Source organism: Microbacterium sp. zg.Y909, assembly GCF_024626565.1.
This window is the reverse complement of the sequence record NZ_JANJFJ010000684.1, coordinates 1-1081: the sequence shown is the minus strand read 5'-3', so window position 1 is coordinate 1081 and position 1081 is coordinate 1. Positions and strand designations below refer to the sequence as shown.

2 protein-coding genes are annotated in these 1081 nt (G+C 68.0%); both read right to left on the bottom strand.

Features of this window, described 5'->3' with window-relative positions; translation table 11 throughout:
- A partial coding sequence (locus NQ160_RS24130) for a GTP-binding protein (RefSeq protein ID WP_257517501.1) occupies nucleotides 1-503 on the bottom strand: 503 nt, incomplete at its 3' end.
- A gap of 149 nt (nucleotides 504-652) precedes the next feature.
- The coding region (locus NQ160_RS24125; RefSeq protein WP_257517500.1) for an ATP-binding cassette domain-containing protein at nucleotides 653-1081 on the bottom strand (429 nt) is incomplete at its 5' end.

Genomic DNA, 1081 nt, shown 5'->3' with positions numbered 1-1081 from the left:
TCGTCCTGCAGGTCGGACGCGAGGCCCAGCAGCAGATCGTGGGCCTCTTCTTCGACCTCTGCGATACGCGCGTCCGGGCGGTCGGTCTTGTTGACCAGCAGAATGACGGGCAGCTTCGCCTCGAGCGCCTTGCGCAGCACGAAGCGCGTCTGCGGCAGCGGACCCTCACTGGCATCCACCAGCAGCACCACGCCGTCGACCATCGACAGGCCGCGCTCGACCTCGCCGCCGAAGTCGGCGTGACCCGGCGTGTCGATGACGTTGATCGTCACCGGAACGTCGGTGTGCAGCCCGTTGTACGTGATCGCCGTGTTCTTGGCGAGGATCGTGATGCCCTTCTCACGCTCGAGGTCGTTCGAGTCCATCGCGCGTTCCTCCATGTGCTCGTGAGAGCCGAAGGACCCGGTCTGGCGGAGCATCGCGTCGACGAGCGTGGTCTTGCCGTGGTCGACGTGCGCGACGATCGCGACATTACGGAGGTCCGGACGGAGGGCGTGCGCCATCGATTTTCCTTGCGGGGAGAGGGGAAAGAATCTGCGCCGTCCCCAGGCGAAACCGAAGGGCCGACACTCCAGGATACAGGAAGCGGGGCGGGGTCTGGTCGACCCCGCCCCGTTCAGGGTGCGCTCACCGGCGCCGGCCGGGTCCGAACCTACGCGTCGGGGGTGTCTCCGAGCGAGTCCAGCAGAGCCCGCCGGGCCAGCCGGCGCTCACGCTGCTCGACCGGGTCGGGCACGGGAGACGCGGCGAGAAGACGCTTGGTGTAGTCGTCCTGCGGGTCGTGAAGCACGGTGCTCGTCTCGCCCTGCTCGACCGCGTGACCGTCCTTCATCACCAGCACGTGATCGGCGAGCATGTCCACGACAGCCAGGTCGTGGCTGACGAGCATGCAGGCGAAGTCGAACTCGCGCTGCAGTTCGCGCAGCATCTCGAGCACGGCGGCCTGCACCGAGACGTCGAGCGCCGACGTCGGCTCGTCCGCGATCAGCAGCTCGGGCTTGAGCGCCAGCGCCCGGGCGATCGATACACGCTGCCGCTGGCCGCCGGAGAGTTCGTGCGGGTAGCGGTTGACGACGTCGGT